Annotated in this window: 13 protein-coding genes and 1 pseudogene; 7 read left to right on the forward strand and 7 right to left on the reverse strand. The window is 62.4% G+C overall.

Annotation, left to right across the window (positions count from 1 at the left end):
• Window positions 1–691: 691 nt before the first annotated feature.
• The 4 genes and pseudogenes from IVA78_RS31270 to IVA78_RS31285 all read right to left on the reverse strand — a co-directional run.
• A pseudogene (locus IVA78_RS31270) lies at window positions 692–863 on the reverse strand (caspase family protein); the annotation flags it as partial.
• 50 nt (window positions 864–913) lie between these two features.
• The gene (locus IVA78_RS31275; protein ID WP_247422097.1) at window positions 914–1342 is read right to left on the reverse strand and encodes a heme-binding protein; all 429 of its coding nucleotides are present in this window, start codon (window positions 1340–1342) and stop codon (window positions 914–916) included.
• Window positions 1335–4310 carry an FAD-binding and (Fe-S)-binding domain-containing protein gene (locus tag IVA78_RS31280; protein ID WP_247469348.1) on the reverse strand — a complete coding sequence of 992 codons (2976 nt, stop codon included), beginning with the start codon at window positions 4308–4310 and terminating at the stop codon, window positions 1335–1337. The genes IVA78_RS31275 and IVA78_RS31280 overlap by 8 nt, the downstream gene beginning before the upstream one ends.
• A 106-nt stretch (window positions 4311–4416) precedes the next feature.
• Window positions 4417–5154, reverse strand: coding sequence for a GntR family transcriptional regulator (locus IVA78_RS31285; protein WP_247469349.1), 738 nt, complete (start codon window positions 5152–5154; stop codon window positions 4417–4419).
• Between the two features lie 134 nt (window positions 5155–5288).
• On the opposite strand from IVA78_RS31285, the gene IVA78_RS31290 reads away from it, so the two are divergent.
• From IVA78_RS31290 to IVA78_RS31315, 6 genes are all read left to right on the forward strand, one after another.
• On the forward strand, window positions 5289–6491 hold the full coding sequence (locus IVA78_RS31290) for an alanine--glyoxylate aminotransferase family protein (protein WP_247469351.1): 1203 nt from the start codon (window positions 5289–5291) through the stop codon (window positions 6489–6491).
• A gap of 141 nt (window positions 6492–6632) precedes the next feature.
• Window positions 6633–7832 carry an aminotransferase class V-fold PLP-dependent enzyme gene (locus tag IVA78_RS31295; protein WP_247422092.1) on the forward strand — a complete coding sequence of 400 codons (1200 nt, stop codon included), beginning with the start codon at window positions 6633–6635 and terminating at the stop codon, window positions 7830–7832.
• 30 nt (window positions 7833–7862) lie between these two features.
• Window positions 7863–8657, forward strand: coding sequence for an enoyl-CoA hydratase/isomerase family protein (locus tag IVA78_RS31300; RefSeq protein ID WP_247334282.1), 795 nt, complete (start codon window positions 7863–7865; stop codon window positions 8655–8657).
• 133 nt (window positions 8658–8790) lie between these two features.
• Entirely contained in the window at window positions 8791–9786 is a 996-nt protein-coding gene (locus IVA78_RS31305) for a tripartite tricarboxylate transporter substrate-binding protein (protein WP_247334284.1), read from the forward strand.
• Window positions 9787–9963: 177 nt separating this feature from the next.
• Window positions 9964–10506, forward strand: coding sequence for a tripartite tricarboxylate transporter TctB family protein (locus tag IVA78_RS31310; protein WP_247469353.1), 543 nt, complete (start codon window positions 9964–9966; stop codon window positions 10504–10506).
• 11 nt (window positions 10507–10517) lie between these two features.
• Window positions 10518–12041, forward strand: coding sequence for a tripartite tricarboxylate transporter permease (locus IVA78_RS31315; RefSeq protein ID WP_247469355.1), 1524 nt, complete (start codon window positions 10518–10520; stop codon window positions 12039–12041).
• A gap of 85 nt (window positions 12042–12126) precedes the next feature.
• Here the strand turns inward: IVA78_RS31315 and IVA78_RS31320 are convergent, their stop codons facing one another.
• Entirely contained in the window at window positions 12127–13320 is a 1194-nt protein-coding gene (locus tag IVA78_RS31320; RefSeq protein WP_247469356.1) for a CoA transferase, read from the reverse strand.
• 132 nt (window positions 13321–13452) lie between these two features.
• Window positions 13453–13755: a hypothetical protein gene (locus IVA78_RS31325; protein ID WP_247334292.1), complete on the reverse strand. Its 303-nt coding sequence runs from the start codon at window positions 13753–13755 to the stop codon at window positions 13453–13455.
• Window positions 13756–13954: 199 nt separating this feature from the next.
• Here IVA78_RS31325 and IVA78_RS31330 point away from each other — a divergent pair, with 199 nt between their 5' ends.
• The gene (locus IVA78_RS31330) at window positions 13955–16696 is read left to right on the forward strand and encodes a M10 family metallopeptidase C-terminal domain-containing protein (RefSeq protein WP_247469357.1); all 2742 of its coding nucleotides are present in this window, start codon (window positions 13955–13957) and stop codon (window positions 16694–16696) included.
• An 84-nt stretch (window positions 16697–16780) separates the two neighbouring features.
• Here IVA78_RS31330 and IVA78_RS31335 read toward each other — a convergent pair whose 3' ends face one another.
• Entirely contained in the window at window positions 16781–17887 is a 1107-nt protein-coding gene (locus IVA78_RS31335; protein ID WP_247334295.1) for an acyltransferase, read from the reverse strand.
• Between the last annotated feature and the right edge of the window lie 270 nt (window positions 17888–18157).

An 18157-nucleotide genomic window follows, 5' to 3' on the forward strand; every position in this document is an offset into this window, starting at 1 on the left:
CAGCAGCATGTAGTCGGCTAAGCTCCTCGCTAGGAGAGGCGCGTGCTTATTTGGAAATGCCTGCTAAGCAATTGATATTACTAGAGGCGAATTGGCCCGTTTCTTCCAAATGCGACTTGAAATCATTAGATAATCGAACTGATTTTGATTCCGCCATTCTGGCGTTCGCTCAAGCCAGACGTTGGTGCGGAGTTCCTGGACTTAGCGCTCCACTCGGCTGTTCATTTGGAAGCTAGGATTTGGAAAGGGGCCGCGTTGCCGGCGGCCAGGAGCTAGCCCGCATCCAACTATCTCAGATCTCCCGCAAGCCCCGTTCTCGTCTAGGACGCCGCAACGAATTCGCAACGAATTGTGTGAAATGACCGTGAACAGAATGCGACCGATCCAGCCCCATACCAAGAAAGATCAATAACTTAGAAGATATCTACTGCGTTCGGGACGCAGGGGGCGGAGGTTTAAATCCGCTCGCTCCGCCCATTTTTTTCAATGTCCAGCGACATGCGATCTTCACCTTGGCAACTGCGTCTGCCCTGAAACCATGACCACGAGGCAAGCGGGCAAGCGCGGCCTGATCAGGCCTTCGCGTCCAACGCATCGACGGTCGCGAGCTTAAACTTTAGCGTCGAACTTCGTGCCAGCGGCTTGTTGAAAGTTGATAGAGCCAGCTGCGAGGATGCGTTCCAGTCCGATCGCGCGAGGCGATAGCCCGTTTCATGGTCTTGGCGAAAGGTCGTCGCGGCAGGCATTGAGCATGATCAGTCGAAGCTGCCTTGTAGGCGCGACGGCGAACAGCCATGCTCAAGCCCCACCGTCTCGTCGAGAACGTCACAGCCGGTCTCTCGGATCGCATCGGTAGGGATCAGCGACCAGCATCCGGATTAGCTGTCTTCTTTTGTCATTCGGCTGGTGAGTCCTAGCCTGCATTCGCCTTCAACCCCGCCGCCTGGATGCCCGCGACCGCGCAGGCCTCGTCATTGTCGGAGGTGTCGCCGGAGACACCGACGGCGCCGAAAAGCGTCGTGCCATCCATGATCAGCACGCCGCCGGGGACCGGCACCAACGCGCCCTTGGCGATCGTGTTCACCGCGTCGATAAAAAAGGCCTGCTCCTGCGCGCGTTGGAATAAGGCGCGCGAACCCATCCCCATCGCGAGCGCACCATAGGCCTTGCCGTGCGCGATCTCGCCGCGCATCAGGCTGGTGCCGTCTTGCGCGGCGGCGAGCTTGAGCACGCCGCGCGCGTCCAGGATGGTGACGACCAGCGGCTTCAGCTTGAGCTCGCCGGCCTTCGCGAAGGCGGCGTCGAGAATTTTGCGGGCGGTGTCGAGGGTGAGGTCAGCCATGGCTGGTTTCCTTTGTAGCTGGAGAACTGGAATTGGGTCCGGCGCGATCGAGGCTCATGGCCAGCACCCGCGCGACGTGAAGGGCCTCGCGCCCGGCACCGTCGTGGATCTGGTGCCGGCAGGAGGTGCCGTCGGCGACGACCAGCGTAGTCTGGTCCGCGCGCCGCACGGCCGGCAGCAGTGACAGCTCGGCCATCCCGATCGAGGCATCGTAAGTGTCGGCACCGTAGCCGAACGCGCCGGCCATGCCGCAGCAGCTCGATTCGATGGTCTCGACCTCAAGGCCGGGGACGAGGCGCAGCACCTGCTCGACCGGCTTGAAGGCGCCGAAGGATTTTTGGTGGCAATGGCCGTGCACAATGGCTTTGTCGGCCAGGTTACCGAGCGGCAGTTGCAGCCGCCCGGCCTCGGCCTCGCGCACCAGAAATTCCTCGAAGGTCAACGCGTGGGCACCGACCGCCTTGGCGTCGTTGTCCTTGCGTAGCGAGGCTAGCTCATCGCGGAGCGTCAAGAGGCAGCTCGGCTCTAGACCTATGATCGGCACGCCGCGCGCGGCGAAGGGCGCGAAGGTGGCCACGAGACGATCGAGCTCGGCCTTGGCCTCGTCGACGAGGCCGGCTGACAGGAACGTGCGGCCGCAGCACGGCGCGCGACTGCCGCTCGACGGCTTCGGCAGATGCACGCGATAGCCGCCGGCCACGAGTACGCGCAGCGCTGCGTCGAGATTTTCGCGCTCATAGATGCGGTTGAACGTATCGGCGAACAGAACCACTTCGCGGCCGCTCTCCGGTCCCACGCTGTCAGCCGGCGGCACGAACACATCGTTGCGGAAGGCGGGCAGGGCACGGCGCGCGCTGATGCCGGCAAAGCGCTCGAACAGTTTTCGCAAGAGCGGGCTGCTGTTGCGCAAATTCGCCAGCAGCGCGAAACGGGATGCAAGGCCGGCATAGCGCGGGAGGTAGCCGACCAAGCGGTCGCGCAACGTGAGGCCATGGGACTCCACGCGCGCGGCCAGCACTTCGATTTTCATCTTGGCCATGTCGACGCCGGTCGGGCATTCGTGGCGGCAGGCCTTGCAGGAGACGCAGAGTTTTAGCGTTTCCATCATCTCGTCGGAGGAGAGCGCATTGGGGCCGAGCTGGCCGGAGATCGCGAGCCGCAACGTATTGGCGCGGCCCCGCGTGACGTCCTTCTCGTTGCGCGTCGCGCGGTAGGACGGGCACATCACGCCGCCCTCGAGCTTGCGGCAGGCGCCGTTGTTGTTGCACATCTCGACCGCGCCCTGGAAACCACCGCCGGCGCCGGGATAGGCGGACCAGTCGAGCCTCGTCTTCAGCTCGCCGACCCGATAGTCGGGCCGGTAGCGGAACAGCGAGCGGTCGTCCATCCTGGGCGCATCGACGATCTTGCCGGGATTGAGAACGCCGTCGGGATCGAAGCGCTGCTTCACGTCCTTGAAGTCGGCGACGAGGCGTTCACCGAACATGGTCTCGTGGAATTCGGAGCGCACCAGGCCGTCGCCATGCTCGCCGGAATGCGAGCCCTTGTATTCGCGCACCAGCGCAAACGCCTCTTCGGCGATGGCGCGCATCGCCTTGACGTCCTTCTCCAACTTGAGATTCAGCACGGGCCGCACATGCAGGCAGCCTTCGGATGCATGCGCATACATAGTGCCGCTGGTGCCATGCTTGGCAAACACCTCGTTCAGCCGTGCGGTGTAGTCGGCGAGGTGTGGCAGCGGCACGGCGCAGTCCTCGACGAAGGAGACCGGCTTGCCCTCCTGCTTCATCGACATCATGACGTTGAGGCCGGCGGCGCGGAAATCGGCGATGCCGCTCTGGAGTGCCGGCTCCGTGATCTCGACCACTCCGCCCCATTTGCGCTTGTCGTTGTTCCAGCCGAAGCCGAGATCAGCCATGAGCTCACCGAGCTGCTTGAGGCGGATGAGGTTATCCGCCTGGTCTTCCTCGGCGAACTCGACTACCAGCACGGCATCCGGATCGCCCTTGATGGCTGCGGAGATGACGGGTGCGAACATCGCGATGTCGCGGCCGAGCGCGATCATGGTGCGGTCGACCAGTTCGACCGCGATCGGCTTGAGCTTGACCAGATGCTGGGTCGCGTCCATCGCTTCGTAGAAACTGCCGAAATGGCAGACGCCGAGCGCCTTGTTGCGGATCACAGGCCACAGCTTCAGCTCAACCTTGGTGGTGAAGGCGAGGGTGCCCTCCGAGCCCACCAACAGATGCGCCATGTTGTTCGGCGCGTTGCGCGGCACTAGCGCATCGAGATTATAGCCGCCGACGCGGCGCTGCACTTTGGGAAACCGCGCCGCGATCTCCTCGGCTTCGCGCGCGCCGAGATCGAGCATGTCGCGGAACAGGGCCCGTGTGCTGTCGCCGGCCTCGACATCGGAGAGATCGCGTGAGACCTCGCCGAAGTGGCTCAGCGTGCCGTCGGCAAGGGCGGCCTCCATCGACAGCGTGTTGTCGCGCATGGTGCCATAGCGCAAGCTACGGCCGCCGCACGAATTGTTGCCGGCCATGCCGCCGATGGTGGCGCGGGAGGCTGTGGAGACGTCCACGGGAAACCACAGGCCATGCTTTCTAAGCGCGCGGTTGAGATCGTCCAGCACGATGCCGGGTTCGACCACGCAGGTGCGACTCTCGACGTCGAGCGACAGGATCCGGTTCAGATGCTTGGAGAGGTCGACCACGAGCCCATCATTGACGGTTTGGCCGCATTGCGAGGTGCCGCCGCCGCGCGGGGTGACCTTGTGTCCCTCGTCCCGGGCAATGGCAAGCGATAGGAAGGCCTCATCCATGGTCTTGGGCACGACCACGCCGGCGGGCATGATCTGGTAGAACGAGGCGTCGGTCGCGTAGCGGCCGCGGCTGAAACCGTCGAACAGGACGTCCCCGGTCATTTCCGCGCGCAGGCGCCGTTCCAGCGAGGAAGCGTTTGTCATCCCTGATCCCGGACCGATCCAGCGAGGTGGCCCAGCCTTGCTGAGTTATTCACTATGTTTCGTGTTCGATTATATTGTGAATTCAAAATGAGCAACCCGGCCGTCTTCAGGACGAGACCGGCGCGTCCTCTCGGGGTTCGGTCAAGTGCTCGATCGCGGCCGCCCGCTTGTTGCGCAGGTGCTGGAACAGGATGTCGCTGAGCTCGCTCGCGGCGCGGCGGCGCAGCGCATCGAGAATGGCCTCGTGCTCGCGCATGGCCTCCGCCCAGCGCTGCCGCTTGCGGGCGAAATTGGCGGAGTAGCGGATGCGCCGGATCCGGCCGGCGAAGTTGGCGTAAGCCGCCTTCAGCGTCTCGTTGCGCGCGGCCGCGACGATGCTCTCATGGATGCGCTGGTTGGCCTGGAAATAGCCGTGCATGTCGCGATGCAGATAGCGGCCGTACATCTCGTAATGCAGCTGCTCGATCGCGGTGATCTCCGCGTCGGTAATGGCTTCGCAGGCGAGACGCCCGGCGAGGCTCTCCAGTCCTGCCATCACGTCGAACAGCTCCTCGAGGTCGCGCTGGCTGAGCTGGCGCACCCGCGCGCCGCGGTTGGGCAAAAGTTCGATCAGCCCCTCGGCAGCGAGCACTTTCAAGGCTTCGCGCAGGGGCGTGCGGGAGATTCCGAGCATCTCGCAAAGCTGCCGCTCGGGAACGCGACCGCCTTCCGGAATGTTGCCCTCGACCACGTAATCGCGCAGCCGCAGCAGGATCTCGCCATGAAGCGAGGCCTCCTGGCGATCGCCGCCATTTAGGCTGGGCGGGGTAATCGGAACCCCGGTGTCGGGAATCGTGGATTTCATTTGCAGCACAGTAGTTTGCCTGTTCCGTCGCGTCGACGGTCACAATCGAATACCAAAATTCGATTGAAAGGACAAAGAATGAATGCAAAGTAGCCGACGGGGGCCGTCGAGAGCCCGCCGACCGGGAGGTTTCCATGCATCAGGGACGCCATTTCCTCCAGATTCCAGGCCCGAGCCCGGTCCCCGAGCGCGTGCTGCGCGCGATGGACATGCCCGTCATCGACCACCGCAGCGCTGAATTCGCCGAGCTCGGCCAGGGCGTGCTTGAAGGCAGTCAGAAGATTTTCCAGACCAAAGCTCCCGTCGTGATCTTCCCCTCGTCGGGGACCGGCGCCTGGGAGGCCGCGATCGTCAACACGCTGTCGCCGGGCGACAAGGTGCTGATGGTCGAGTCCGGCCATTTCGCCACGCTGTGGCGGCAGATGGCCGGGCGCTTCGGCATCGACGTCGATTTCGTTCCGGGCGACTGGCGCCGCGGCGCCGATCCCGCCGTGATCGAGGCCAGGCTCACCGATGACACCGCGCATGCGATCAAGGCCGTCATGGTCGTGCACAACGAGACATCGACCGGTGCGACCAGCCGCATCGCCGAGATCCGCGCCGCGATCGATCGCGCCTCGCATCCGGCGCTCTTGATGGTCGACACCATCTCCTCGCTCGGCTCGGTCGACTACCGCCACGACGAGTGGAAGGTCGATGTCAGCGTCAGCTGCTCGCAGAAGGGATTTATGCTGCCGCCCGGTCTCGGCTTCAACGCGATCTCGGAAAAGGCCCGTGCTGCGTCAAAGACCAACAGGATGCCGCGCTCCTATTTCGACTGGGAGGAGATGCTCAAGCCCAACGCGAAAGGCTTCTTCCCCTACACGCCGGCGACCAATCTGCTCTACGGCCTGCGCGAGGCGATCGCGATGCTGCTCGAAGAGGGCCTCGACAACGTGTTCGCTCGCCACCAGCGGATGGCTGCTGCGACGCGCGCTGCCGTCAAGCACTGGGGCCTTGAGATCCTCTGCCAGGAGCCGGCCGAGTACTCGCCGGTGCTCACGGCCGTGCTGATGCCGCCGGGACATGATGCCGACCAGTTCCGGAAAGTGGTGCTCGACAATTACAACATGTCGCTCGGCTCCGGCCTGTCGAAGGTCGCCGGAAAGGTCTTCCGCATCGGCCATCTCGGCGAATGCAACGCCCTGACGCTGCTCGGCGCGCTCACCGGCGTCGAGATGGGCTTGTCGGTTGCGGGCGTGCCGCATCGCGCCGGCGGCGTCGAAGTCGCGATGAAGCTCTTGGAGCAGCGCCCGCAGGGCAATGCATCGCCGCATCTGAAGGTCGTCGGCACGTAAAGTGGTCGCGGTGAAAGAGGATGGTATCCGAGGGCAGGTCGGCCCGTTATGCACGGACGGACCCTCTTGGAGGAGGGGACAAGCCGGTCAAATGGTGCTATTCGGCGCCCACCAACCAAGGCTAGACCGGGAAGGACGCCGATGACCGTGCATACTGGAAGGCATTTCTTACAGATTCCAGGACCGACCAATGTGCCCGACCGGGTGCTGCGCGCGATGGACATGCCGACCCTGGACCATCGCGGTCCGGAGTTCGCCGAGCTCGGTTTTGCGGTCCTCGCCTCGATGCAGCGGGTGTTTCGCACCCAGCAACCCGTGATCATCTTCCCCTCGTCCGGCACCGGCGCCTGGGAAGCGGCGATGGTCAACGTGTTCGCGCCCGGCGACAAGGTTTTGATGTGCGAGACCGGCCAGTTCGCCGTGCTGTGGCGCGGCATCGCCGACAAGTTCAAGCTCGACGTCGACTTCATTCCGAGCGACTGGCGTCATGGCGCCGATCTCGCCGAGATCGAGAAGCGTCTTGCCGCTGACAAGCAGCACGCGATCAAGGCGGTCTGTGTCGTGCACAACGAGACGTCGACCGGCTGCGCGACGCCGCCGCTCGACGTGCGCAAGATTCTCGACCGCACAAAACATCCGGCGCTGCTGATGGTCGACACCATCTCCGGCCTCGGCTCGATGGAATACGAGCACGATGCCTGGGGCATCGACGTCTCCGTCGCCGGCTCGCAGAAGGGTCTGATGCTGCCGCCGGGGCTCGGCTTCAACGCCGTCTCGGAGAAAGCGCTCGCGGTGGCGAAGGCCAACGCCGGCATGCGCTCCTACTGGGACTGGCAGGAGGTCATCAGCTTCAACAAGCTCGGCACCTTCCCCTATACGCCGGCAACCAACCTGCTCTACGGCCTGCGCGAAGCAGTCAAGATGCTGGAAGAGGAGGGGCTGGAGAACGTCTGGAGCCGCCACAAGCGTCACAGCGCGGCGACGCGGGCCGCGGTCAAGGTTTGGGGCCTTGAGACGCAGTGCGCCGACCCTGTCGCGCATTCGCCGGCGCTGACCGGCGTTCGCGTGCCGGAAGGACACGACGCCGACGCCTTCCGCAAGGTGGTGCTGGAGAACTTCGACATGTCGCTCGGCACCGGACTGAACAAGATCAAGGGCAAGGTGTTCCGCATCGGCCATATCGGCCATTTCAACGATCTGATGCTGATGGGCACGCTCGCCGGCGTCGAGATGGGCCTCGATCTTGCAAAGATCCCGCACCGGAGCGGCGGCGTCCTGGCGGCCATGGACGTCCTGAAGGGGCGCGAAATGGTGCCGATGGCAAAGGCCCAGGTGGCTTGATCCATCCAACCTGAAGAAGAAGTGAGCGCGATGAACGCACCAACTGCCAACGAAGACCTGCTCTACTCCGTCCAGGACGGCATCGCGCGGATCACCTTCAACCGCCCGCAGGCACGCAACGCCATGACCTTCGCCATGTATGACCGCATGGCGGAGATCTGCCAGAAGATCAACGCCGATCGTTCGATCAAGGCCTTGATCCTGACCGGCGCGGGCGACAAGGCGTTTGCCTCCGGTACCGATATCTCGCAGTTCCGCGCCTTCAAGTCCGCGCAGGACGCGCTCGACTACGAGGCCCGCATCGACCGCGTGCTCGGCACGCTCGAGCAGTGCCGCGTGCCCGTGATCGCTGCGATCGCGGGAGCTTGCACCGGCGGCGGCGCCGGGATCGCGGCCTGCTGCGATCTCCGCATCGGCACCGAGACGACGCGGATCGGCTTTCCGATCGCGCGCACGCTCGGCAATTGCCTGTCGATGTCGAACATCAGCCGCGTCGTCGCGCTGGTTGGTCCCGCCCGCACCAAGGATTTGATCTTCAAGGCGCGCCTCGTCGAGGCGCCGGAAGCCCTCGCGCTCGGCCTGCTCAACGAGGTCGTGCCCGACGTCGAGACGTTGCAGCGCCGCGCCGACGAGACGGCGAAGCTCGTCGCCAGCCACGCGCCGCTGACGCTGGAAGCGACCAAGGAAGCGGTGCGCCGTATCCGCCGCACGCTGTCGCGCGAAGAGGGCGAGGACCTTATCCTGAAGGCCTATATGAGCGAGGATTTCCGCGAGGGCATGGACGCCTTCCTCAACAAGCGTACGCCGAACTGGAAGGGCAGGTAAAGTCTCATGAGCTTTCGGCTTCGTCAGTCGAAAGTCATATGCGCTGAATTGCCCGCCTGCTTGAACTCGTCGGTATTACTCCGCACAATGCAAGGATAGAACTTTTCCGCACTACAACAAAAAACATCAGGGGATGAAACTCGTGCGAATTCCAGTAAAGGCCGTTGGCGCTGCGACGGCGCTGTTGTTGAGCACGCCGGCCTTCGCCGGCTGGGAACCGGCTAAGCCAGTCGAGATCGTGGTCGCGGCGGGCGCGGGTGGCGCCTCCGACCAAATGGCGCGGATGATGCAGGCTGCGATCCAGAAGAACAATCTGATGAAGCAGCCGATGGTCGTCTCGCTCAAGGGCGGCGCATCGGGCGCGGAAGCGCTGATGTACATGAAGTCCAGCGAGGGCGATCCGAACAAGGTGCTGATCGCCTATTCGCTGATCTACATGCTGCCGCTGTCGGCGAAGATCCCCTTCAACTGGCGCGAGCTGACCCCGGTCTCAGTCATCGCGCTCGACCAATTCGTGCTGTGGGACAACAGCGCAGGTCCCAAGACTGTGAAGGAGTTCGTCGCAGCCGCGAAGGCGGCTAGCTCGCCGTTCAAGATGGGCGGCACCGGCTCCAAGCGTGAGGATCACGTGCTGACCGTTTTTCTCGAGCAGAAGACCGGCGCGAAATTCTCCTATTTGCCTTACAAGTCCGGCGGCGAGGCGGCGACCCAGTTGGTCGGCAACCACACCGAAGCCAATGTCAACAACCCCTCCGAAAATCTCGAAGTCTGGCGCGCGGGCCAGGTGCGTCCGCTCTGCGTGTTCGACAAGGAGCGCATCGCCTACACCACCAAGGTGACCGAGACGCAGTCCTGGGCCGACATCCCGACCTGCAAGGAGGAGGGCGTCGACGTCCAGTACCTGATGCTGCGCGCGATGTTCCTGCCCGGCAAGGTCACCCCGGAGCAGCAGGCGTTCTATGTCGATCTCTTCCACAAGGTGACACAGACTGCCGAGTACAAGGATTATATGGAGAAGCAGGCCCTGAAGCCGATCTTCCTCACCGGCAAGGACATGGTGCAGTTCCTCGAGGAGGACGATGCCATCAACAAGGCGCTGATGACGGAAGCCGGATTCGTCGCGAAGTAGCTGCTTGTCACCTCGCCCCGCTTGCGGGGAGAGGTCGGATTTGCATCGAAGGCGCGATCCGGGTGAGGGGGACTCTCCGCGAGAGTAACTCTCATTGGCTCCGCGGAGACTCCCTCACCGACCCTCTGCCCGCAAGCGGGGAGAGGGGGAATTGAACGCACTCCGTCCGTGACAGTAATGTCCCAAACCGATCTTGAAATCGTCGTCGAGGATCCGACCGCGCCTGAGGACGACTCCCCCTCCGTCGTTTCCTCCGGCACGATCGAGATCGTCGTCTGCCTCATGCTGCTGGCCCTTGCCGTCACGCTCGGCTACGACAATTGGCGCACTGGTGCGGCCTGGGATGCGACAGGGCCCGAGCCCGGCTATTTCCCGTTCTATCTCTGCGTGATCCTCGGCGGCGGCAGCCTCTACGGCCTGATCGTCGCGCTCCTCGCGCACCGCGCGGCGCGCGAGACCTTTGTCACGCGGGCGCAAGCCCGCCGCGTGACGGCAGTGTTCGTGCCGACGCTGCTGTTCTGCCTGGTGACCCAATTCCTCGGCCTCTATGTCGCGAGCTTCCTCCTGATCTCCGGCTTCATGCGCTTCGTCGGCAAGATCGCGCTGTGGAAGTCGCTGCTCACCGCCTTCGTGTTCACGGCGATCATGTTCGTCACCTTCGACATCGCCTTCGACGTCATCATGCCGAAAGGGCCGCTCGAAGCGGCCGTCGGGCGCTAGGGCGGATCGCGATGGAAGCGTTTGGTCTCCTGATTCACGGCTTCGCGGTCCTGCTGACGTGGAAGACAGTTGTGCTGATGCTGGTCGGGCTGGTGCTCGGCATCTTCGTCGGCGTGCTGCCGGGGCTCGGCGGCCCTAACGGCGTTGCGATCCTGTTGCCGCTCACCTTCACGATGGATCCGACCTCGGCGATCGTGATGCTGTCCTGCATCTACTGGGGCGCGCTGTTCGGCGGCGCGATCACCTCGATCCTGTTCAACATTCCCGGCGAGGCCTGGTCGGTCGCAACCACCTTCGACGGCTATCCGATGGCGCAGCAGGGAAGGGCAGCGGAGGCGCTGACCGCGGCGTTCACGTCCTCCTTCATCGGCTCGCTGGTCGCGGTGCTCTTGATCACCTTCCTCGCGCCAATGATCTCGTCCTTTGCGCTGAAGTTCGGCCCGCCCGAGTTCTTTGCGGTGTATCTATTGACCTTCTGCTCCTTCGTCGGCCTCGGGCGCGAAGCCAAGCACAAGACCGTCATCTCGATGTCGCTGGGTCTCCTGCTCGCCGGGGTCGGTATGGATACGGTCTCGGGCAATCTGCGCATGACCTTCGGCTCGGCCGAGCTTTTGCGCGGCATCAACTTCCTGGTCGCGGTCATCGGCCTGTTCGGCATCAGCGAAATCCTGCTGACGATGGAGGAACGGCTGGCGCTGCGCGGGCATGCGGCGAGCATCTCGCTCCGCGTCGTGCTCAGCGTCTGGAAGGACCTGCCGAAATATTGGATGACTCTGCTGCGCTCGTCCTTCATCGGCTGCTGGCTCGGCATTACCCCCGGCGGCGCGATCGCGGCGTCCTTCATGGGCTACAACCTCGCCAAGCGCTTCGCCAAGAATCCCGAGGGTTTCGGCAAGGGTCGCATCGAGGGCGTGTTCGCGCCGGAGACGGCGGCACACGCGTCCGGCACCTCGGCACTGCTGCCGATGCTGGCGCTCGGCATTCCCGGATCCGGCACCGCGGCCATCCTGCTCGGCGGGTTGATGGTGTGGGGGCTCAATCCCGGCCCGCTGCTGTTCGTCGAGCACAAGGATTTCGTCTGGGGCCTGATCGCCTCGATGTATCTCGGCAACGTCGTCGGCCTCGTGCTGGTGCTGACGACGGTGCCGATCTTCGCCTCGATCCTGCGCGTGCCGTTCGCCGCGGTGGCGCCGATGATCGTGGTGTCGTGCGCGATCGGCGCCTATGCGATCCAGAATGCGATGTTCGACATCTGGCTGATGCTCGGCTTCGGAATCGTCGGCTACGTCTTCAAGAAGATCGGCATTCCCCTGGCGCCGTTCACGCTGGCGCTCGTGCTCGGCAACCGCGCCGAGGATGCCTTCCGCCTGTCCATGATCGGCTCCGGCGGGACCTTGAAGGTGTTTTGGTCCAACGGCCTGGTGGGCTCCATCACGACGCTGGCGGTCGGGCTGCTGTTCTGGCCTGTTATCGACGGTCTGTTCGGCCGCGTCGGTTGGCGGCAGCAAGGCAAACGGCTGCCCGACGAAAAGTGAATTAGGTTGGGGATTCGTTTTGTTGTGTCGTAAAGCAGAATGCGGCCTTGTGCCGGGCTTTGTCGTTGGGCACGGCGCGTGACGTTCACACCACCTTGGCGTCCCTGAGCTTGGCAATCTCGTCGCCACCGAAGCCGAACTCCCTCAGCACCTCGTCAGTCTGCTCGCCGAATTCCGGCGGCCGCGCCACCATCTTGCTCGGCGTGCGCGACAGCGTCACAGGCTGGCCGACCAGGCGGATGTGGCGGTCCTCGTCGTTCGGCACGTCCTGCGCGATGCCAAGATGCTTGACCTGCGCGTCCTCGAACATCTGGTCGATGGCATAGATCGGCCCGCAGGGCACGCCGGCATCGTTGAGCTCACGGACCCAGGTCTCGGTCGACTTTGTCACGGTCCGCTTCTCGATCTCGGCGTTGAGCGCGTCGCGGTTCCTGGAGCGCGCAGGGGCCGTCGCGTAGTCGGGATTGCTGACGAGCTCCGGCGCGCCGATCGCCTGGGCGCAGCGCTCCCAGATTCGCCCGCCCGTGGTCGCGATGTTGATGTAGCCGTCCGAGGTCCTGAACACGCCGGTCGGGATGCTGGTCGGGTGATTGTTGCCGGCCTGCTTGGCCACCTCCTTCTCCATCAGCCAGCGCGCGGCTTGGAAGTCGAGCATGAAGATCTGGGCCTGGAGCAGCGAGGTCTGCACCCACTGGCCCTTGCCGGAGACCTCGCGCTCGAGCAGCGCGGTGAGAATGCCCATGGCACAGAACAGGCCCGCCGTGAGGTCGGCGACGGGAATGCCGACCCGCATCGGTCCTCCGCCCGGCGCGCCGGTGATCGACATCAGGCCGCCCATGCCCTGCGCGATCTGATCGAAGCCCGGCCGCTTGTGATAGGGGCCGTCCTGGCCGAACCCGGAAATGCTGCCATAGACGATGCGCGGGTTGATCGCGGCGAGGCTCTCATAGTCGATGCCGAGCTTCTTCTTCACGTCGGGGCGGAAATTCTCGACCACGACGTCGGCCTTCGCGGCAAGGCGCTTGAACACGGCGAGCCCGCGCTCGTCTTTCAGGTTCAGCGTCATCGCCCGTTTGTTACGGTGCAAATTCTGGAAGTCGGAACCCCGCCTGGGTCCGCCCGGCTGCTCGCCACCGGTATCCTCAGTCAGCGCGTCGATCTTGATGACATTGGCGCCCCAATCCGCGAGCTGCCGCACGCAGGTCGGCCCGGAGCGGACCCGGGTCAGATCGAGCACGGTGAAGCGCGACAGGGCTTCCGAGGCATGCGGAAAGGGCATCGTGAAAGGGCTCCGGGACAGATTGCGGTGGCTACCATAGTGTCGTAAGACCTTGCGACAAGTCTGGGTCGGCGCGGATGCCGCCTGCCGAAATGCCATGGCTGGCGCGGTTTGCTGCGCTGCGTGACGGGATCAGCGCGACAGGCGCTTCAGTTCGGCGCGCGCCTTCTCGGCCAACGGGTCATCGCCGTGGCGCGCAATGAAGAGTTCGAACGCCTCCCGCGTTCCTTCCCGGCGGGCGATTTCGTATTCCTCGGCCACCGCAACGGCAGGATCGCGAGCCATTGGCATGGAGGGCGAGCGGCCGGCCTTGCTGCCGTCTTCCGCGTTGGCCTTTTCTACCATCACGAGCAGTCCTCCGAAGGGCGCATGATCGAATGTGGCGAGCGCTGCCAGGGCGCCAAACAGTCCGGCCGCAAATGAGCGTCGTGTCATGAAACCCCTGCAAATCCTGGGTGCCGCATGGAACTGAGGTTCCTGCTTGTGCCCGTATGAGTACGGGATTTAATGGCTAACGGCGCATTATAAAAGAAGTCCGGGTGCCCTTGCCCAATTAAACCAAACGTTCAACTGTCTCGCTAATCCTGCGTTAACGCCTCGAATCGGACGGGGCTTGCTGCTTCGGAGATTCGCTTTGGCAACCGCAGTCACGGTCACCAAGACCAACAACGCCGATATCGATGGTCTGCTGTCGGGCTACAAATGGTCCGGCGCGATCACCTATAGTTTCCCGGATTCGTCCAGCGACTACGCCAATCCGTACACCGGCGGCAGCAGCGAGCCGACCACGTCGGGCTTCGCCTCGGCGCCGACCCAGATGCAGGCGGCGATCAACTACGCCATCGGATTGATCAACGGCTACACCAACGCCAATATCCAATACGCAGGCACGAACGGCGCCGACATCATGATCGCGCAGTCGCCGTCGGCCAATCCGACCTCCTACGCCTACTATCCCGGCAATTATGCCTCCGGCGGCGACATCTGGTTCGGGACTCAATACAACTACTCGCTCGCCAAGCTTGGCAACTACTATTTCACGACCGCGCTCCACGAGCTTGGCCATGCCGTCGGCCTCAAGCACAGCCAGGAGACCGGTGGTCCGGCCAACGTCGCAGTGCCGACCGCGCACGACGACAGCGAATATACCGTCATGAGCTATCGCAGCTATGTCGGCGCTTCCACCACGAGCGGATACACCAATGAGGCCTACGGATATCCGCAGACCTACATGGCCAACGACATCCTCGCGCTGCAGACGATGTACGGCGCGAACTTCACGACCCGGAGCAGCAACACGGTCTACACCTGGAGCCCGACCACGGGGCAGGAGTTCATCAATGGCGTCGGGCAGCTCGCGCCGGGCGACGGCGTCGGCGGTTCGGCCAATCGCATTTATGAGACAGTCTGGGACGGGGGCGGCGTCGATACTTACGACCTGTCGAACTACACGACGAACCTGAGCATCAATCTTAACCCCGGCGCGTCGTCGGTATTCTCCTCCGTCCAACTGGCCTATCTCGGCGACGGCCATTACGCATCGGGCAATGTCTACAACGCCTATCTCTATAACGGCGACGCGCGCTCCTACATCGATAACGCCATCGGCGGCTCTGGCAATGACACGATCTTGGGCAACGCCATCGCCAACGCGCTGAACGGCGGGGGCGGCAACGACACGATCACCGGCGGTACGGGCAACGACACCATCAGTGGCGGCTCGGGCAGCGATACGGCCGTGTATTCGGGCAACCACTCCACCTATAGCTTCGCCTACAACAGCAGTTCGCAAATCTTTACGATTAGCGACCAGCGTTCCGGCTCTCCCGACGGTGCCGATACCGTCAACGGCGTGGAGTATTTCCAGTTTGCCGACACGACGATATCGAGTGCCGCTCTCTTGAGCTTGCTCACACCCCTTGTGATTGAATCCTTCGGAGCCACCAGCTTGGTCGTTGCCAACAACAACTACTATCTGGATCCCGCGTCCGGCGGGATTGGCCCCGTGCTGAAATATTCCGGTGCTGCAGTGACGGGCGGTCAGTTCGGCAGTTGGACGTTCGTTGGGGCAGAACAGACCGGTAGCGGTTTCGAAGTCGCGCTTCACCTGCCCGGGGCCGATCAATATACGGTCTGGAACACGGATGCGAATGGCAACGTCGTTGGCAATGCCGTGGGTGGCATCGTGTCAGGAACCAGTCAGGTTTTCGAGGCGCTCGAGACGAGCTTCCATCAGGATCTCAATGGCGATGCCACGATTGGGCTTCCGGACGCTGTGATCGAAGCCCTCGGCGCGACTAGCTTGGTGTTGACGAGCAATAATTACTATCTGAACCCCAGCTCCGGTGGAGCCGGTCCCGTGCTGAAATATTCTAGTGCTGTAGTGACGGTCGGCCAGTTCGGCAATTGGACGTTCATTGGCGCAGAACAGACCGGCAGCGGCTATGAAGTCGCGCTACATCTGCCGGGCGGTGATCAGTATACGGTCTGGAACACCGACGCGAACGGAAACGTGGTCTCCAATGCGGTGGGCGGCATCGTATCGGGCTCGAGTTCTGCACTCCAATCGCTCGAGCCGAGTTTCCACCAGGACCTCAATGGAGATGGCACCATTGGGGTCCCCACCAATGTGATCGAATCCTTCGGATCAACGAGTCTCGTTCAGGCTGGAGTTAATTTCTACTTCAACCCTGTTTCGGGCGGGACGGGCCCGACGCTCAAATACTCCGGCTCTGTGGTAATGGCGGGCCAGTTCGGCAGCTGGACCTTTACCGGTGTAGAGCAGACGGCCAGCGGCTACGAGGTCGCGCTGCATCTGCCGGGAAGCGATCAGTATACGGTCTGGAACACCGACGCGAACGGCAACGTGGTCTCCAACGCAGTGGGAGGCATCGTCTCGGGTTCGAGTTCTGCACTCCAATCGCTCGAGCCGAGTTTCCATCAGGACCTCAATGGCGATGGCGTCATAGTGAGCTCGGCTTCAGCGGGCACCGCGGTGATAGAGACGTTGGGATCGACGAGTCTCGTTCAGGCTGGAGATAATTTCTACTTCAACCCTGTTCCCGGCGGGGCAGGCCCGGCGCTCAAATACTCCGGTGCGGTGGTAACTGCGGGTCAGTTCGGCAGCTGGAACTTTACTGGAGTGGAGCAGACGGCCAGCGGCTACGAAGTCGCGCTGCATCTGCAAGGCAGTGATCAGTATACGGTCTGGAATACCGACGCGAACGGCAACGTAGTCTCCAACGCAGTAGGCGGCATCGTCTCGGGCTCAAACGCGACCCTCAAATCGCTGGAACCGAGCTTCCATCAGGATCTCAATGGCGACGGCGTAGTAGGAGCGACTTCTTCGAGTGCAGAGTGGCATTTGCTCGCTTGAACGCTTGAACGGTCCGCAAGAGAACTTCCGACGATGCGCAGAAGAGCCGCTTGTCAGGACGTCCTCAGAGCCCTTAGACGAATGTCAGCGAGCATGTTGCGAGCCGACCTTGCTCCACGAGGAATTGGTCGCCGCGATCAATCTCTTCGCCAGACGTCTGTGCTGCTTTTCCCCAATTTCGGCGAGCCCAACCGCGATTGCATTGGACGCCGTGACTGCAAGGACAAACATCGCAAAGCCTCTGGTCGGGAAAATGACCCAAAGCGCATACATCAGCGTGTAGTGGATCAGGTACAGCGAATATGAATAATCTGCCAAAAAGCCGATGCATCTGACCAAAGATGTCGATGTGACCTGATGAAGGGACTGTGTTGCAGCTGTTACCCCAAAGAAGGCTGCGAACAGGGCAAAATATGAGATCAAATTGTATTCGTGGCCACCACGGGTGATCGCGACAAAGACCACGCATCCCAGGATTCCAACGATCGCCGCGGGAGCGCGCTCGCGTATAGATGTTAGGCCGATGAAATAGACCAGCGCGCCCAAGAGCCAGAGGATGAACAAGCCAAAGCCCACCCCATCCTCTTGATAGGATCCGAAAACGTAGTGGATCGGATTTGAACTGAAGATGAGTGCCAGTGGCAGCATAAAGGGAATGGACTTCGGACGTGTCGCCGCAAAAAACGTCGCGCCCACGAACATGTAAATGTGCCATTCGATCGCCAAAGTCCAAAGAGGACTGGCCGATCCAAATTCGGAGTGCGCGAGCGAAGACGCGAAAGCTCCACGATAGCCGGTCAGCATACCGAGATTTGCGAGCAGGGTCTGCAAATCATAGTAGCGTGCGATATCCGGAGCGCCGGCCCAATAGATCGTTATTCCGTCGACAAGTACAACAAGTAAGAGGGCGGGAATAAGCCCAGAATAGATCCGCGAAAATCGCTCAATGAAAAATTGGGTAAATCCATAAGTCGGATTATTCGATTTGCGCGCCAAGGTGTGTGTGATCAGAAAGCCAGAAATTAGGAAGAACAGGAGAACACCGACGTTCTGCATATACGGCAGGTTTGACGGATGCCAGTTCAAAAAAAACGACAGGGCATGGCCCACGCACACCAGTTGCGCAGCGAGAGCTCGAAGGAAGTCAATCGTTATCGCAGTATCGTTCTTCGAACGATCAAGATCAAACATGCGAAGCTCAGGAGCATAGTGAAGATCGGGAGGACATTTTTGAGGTGGTTAGCATAGGCCTATCTCGCAGTCTATGAAGACTGATTGCGGTCGGCGCGGCGAGATCGTCGTCGTGGCGACAGCGATGATGCGCCAAGTTACGTGCTGCATGATGACCGTGAATTGGTTCGCGCCCGGCACATGGCTCAGGTGTTTGCGGCAGCTTGGAAGCTGAGCACTTGTTCCATCCGCGTCGAGCCGTCCATAGAGTGATCGCAAGAAGGCAAGGCG

Source organism: Bradyrhizobium sp. 137 (assembly GCF_023074095.1).
Classification (GTDB): domain Bacteria; phylum Pseudomonadota; class Alphaproteobacteria; order Rhizobiales; family Xanthobacteraceae; genus Bradyrhizobium.